Source organism: Mycobacterium sp., from assembly GCF_035314665.1.
GTDB lineage: Bacteria > Actinomycetota > Actinomycetes > Mycobacteriales > Mycobacteriaceae > Mycobacterium.
Genome location: NZ_DATFZD010000271.1, coordinates 1 through 2,980 on the forward strand (window position 1 = coordinate 1; position 2,980 = coordinate 2,980).

Annotated in this window: 1 protein-coding gene and 1 pseudogene; both read right to left on the reverse strand. The window is 64.9% G+C overall.

The features are described from left to right. Positions 1-288: 288 nt before the first annotated feature. Positions 289-1,563 (reverse strand): ISL3 family transposase, encoded by a 1,275-nt coding sequence (locus VKI00_RS19275; protein ID WP_324440205.1) that lies wholly within the window; start codon positions 1,561-1,563, stop codon positions 289-291. A gap of 699 nt (positions 1,564-2,262) precedes the next feature. Beyond that, positions 2,263-2,667, reverse strand: a pseudogene (locus tag VKI00_RS19280) (divalent metal cation transporter); the annotation flags it as partial. Positions 2,668-2,980: the final 313 nt, after the last annotated feature.

Sequence of the window (2,980 nt, forward strand, 5' to 3'; positions counted from 1 at the left end):
CGATCAAGGGTTAGCACTGTCGACGCGAGTGCGAAAGGCGGAGCGCGATGACTATGGACACACCCGATGAAATCTTGCGCAGGATCCGCATTGCCGAATTCCCCCACAACATGCCGGTTAGCAGAGCCCTCGTTCAGTGGATCGGGGAACAGCGTCCGAGTGAAGACATCTCAAGCGCACCCGGTTTAGTGGCTCGCCTGGCCGTAGCGATCATAGAGCTTGAGCAACGGCTGGCCCGGCTAGAGACACACTGAATATCCCATACGACGTTTATCGGCTCTTCGTAATTCAGAGTGCGTTGACGAGTGCGTGTAGTGCGCCGCTGTGCAGCAGTGAGCGCCAGCGGTAGTGGGTGAGGTTGCGGAAGCCGAGGGCGTTGCGGCGCAGTGCTTCCAGGCGGCCGTTGATGGCTTCGGTGGGGCCGTTGGAGGCGTGGTGGTCGAAGAAGGCCAGGATGTCGTCGCGGCGGCGGGCCAGGGTGCGCCCGAGTTGGGCGATCTCCTCCAGTCCTGCGGGCACGGCTCGGCGGATCGAGTTGATCAGTGTGGTCATCGCCTTTTTGCCGCGCCGGCGATTCGGGTCGGCGTAGGCGGCGATGATCTTCTGATAGATCAACCAGGCGACTTTCACGGCGAGGTGTTCGTCGATATCGAGCACGCCGGTCAGCCGGGTGTACTGGCGGGTGGAGAGCAGCTGGATGCGGGTGCGGGCGATGCGGCGGATGCCGTAGAGCGGATCTCCGGTGTGCCCGCGCCGGCCCAGGGTCTGCTGCTGGATGCGTTGGCGGATCAAGTCGAGCTTGGTCCCGGCCAAGGCCACGACGTGGAACGGGTCCATCACCGTGACCGCATCGGGTAGCACCTCGGCGGCGGCGGTCTTGTAGCCGGCGAACCCGTCCATCGCCACCACCTGCACCTGCGCTGCGAAGTCGGCGGGTTGGGCGGTCAGCCAGTCGGCCAGTGCGGCCGCTGAACGACCGGGTACTAGGTCAAGCAACCGCGCCGGACCGCTGTGATCGTAGGCAGGGGTGAGGTCGATGATCAGCGTGACGAACCCGGCCGCCCCGAGGCGTCGAGGTGCCCAGCGGTGCTCGTCGACGCCGATCACCTTCACCCCGGCCAGCCGATCCGGGCCGGCTGCGCTCACCAACTGGGCGGTGGCCTGCATGGCGATCGTATTCACGGTGTGCCACGACACCCCCAGCTCGGCGGCGATCGCCGAGACAGTGGTGCGGTCGATCATCAGCCGCCGCAACACATACCGCGCACACCGCCGTGTCGTAGCTGATCGTGGCGCCGCCAACTTACCGAGATCCTGATTGAACACCATCCTCCCGCACTCTGCGCTAGTGCATCGGTAGCGTGGCACGGCGACCCGCAAGACCAGTGGATACCCGGCGACCGGCAGGTCGGTCAGCGGCCGGGTGATGGTGTCGCGGTAGCGGCCCTCACGCCCGCAGTCCGGGCAGTGTGGATCCCGAGTCACCGGCGAGCAGAAGATCGTCGTCACCTTCTCATCGACGGCGGCGTCGGTGATCGTCACGCCCAACTCGATGGTGCGCATGATCGTGTCGGCAACAACAGACGGCGGGCAGGCGGTAGCCTCAGGCAAGGGTCACCTCGGTGGTGTTGGTGAAGCGGCGTGTAGGAACCTGAATCGTCACCCACCGAGGCCCCACCTCAGCTCAACGACACGAACCCCCACCGCGGATATCCGCCAACCACCGCTGCACGCTCATTTGCGAAGAGCCGTTTTAGCGCTCCGCGGAACGGGTGGGTAGCCGAAAACGTGGGTGTCGTCGCCCCAATCCGGTTGCCGGAATGCGACGCCGTCCAGCGGGGGAGTCCACGCGACCCGATGATTGGCTCGACCGTGATTACGGCGACGTCGAATTTATCGTGAGGCTGCTTATCGACCACGCGAACGTGTGATCCCACTCGGAGTCCGGGATTACCCGGCTGTGACATCGTCGGTTGCGGAAGACGGTTATCGACCGTCATGTCGAGCACTACATGCGCGTTCGTGAGAATGTGGAATTGGTCGAGAACGACACCGCTCCCAATATCGGCGTCGCCCTTCTCGTTTACGCTGGGAATGGGTATCGTGACCGAGCCGTAGGCCGGGATGATTAGCTCGGCGCCCAGGACTTCCGATAGCCAGAGGAATTGTGGAAGTTGCGGATCGCCAGAGTGAGGTGATCGAATGCGGACACGGTGCCGCCGTGTTCGGCCTCAAGTAGGGCCAGAAACTCCGCCAGGGCTGGCGGCCGAAGCGCTCGTTGATCAACCGGGCGTGCCCGACCCCGGTAACCGCGCCGAGCCGCACCACCATTTCCTGGTTGACGATGAGCACCGGCATCAGCAGCAGCAGCACCCACAGCAGGGAGTAGCCATTGTTCTGGCCGGCCTGGGCGTAGGTGGCCACCCCACCGGCGTCGTTATCGCCGACCATCACGATCATGCCGGGACCGACGATGGCCAGCAGGGTCAGCAGCCGAACCTTGAGCGTGCGGGGACGGTCGGTCTCGCCGACGCTGATGCGCCCGAACGCGCCCTCAATATCACCCAGGTGCGCGGTGTCGAGCACCGCGGTGCGCCGCGCTACGGCCGCCTCGACGCTGCCAGCCGATGCCCCGGGGCGGCTGGTGTTGTCATCGCCCGAGGTCACGACGCCTCCCCTCCCGGCAGGGGCGCGTTGCGGTCATCACGGGGTTGGGTGATTTCGCGGGCCGCTGTTTCTGATGTGCTCACTTGTCCCCCTCACCCTGAGATTGACCTGCGAGCAGTTCTGCACCACGCTCTCTGTCGCGATGCCGTGTGGTGTTCCAGGACTAGGTTCGGCTATGCATCAGCCTCGTGGCTCTACCGGCTCAGCCGCCAGATCGTACTCCGCGACCATCGCGAGTTGCCACAACCAACAGGTAAATAGCCTGCGGCCCGCCAAAGGAACTGCGGCACCATGGGCACACGTCGCCGGCGCC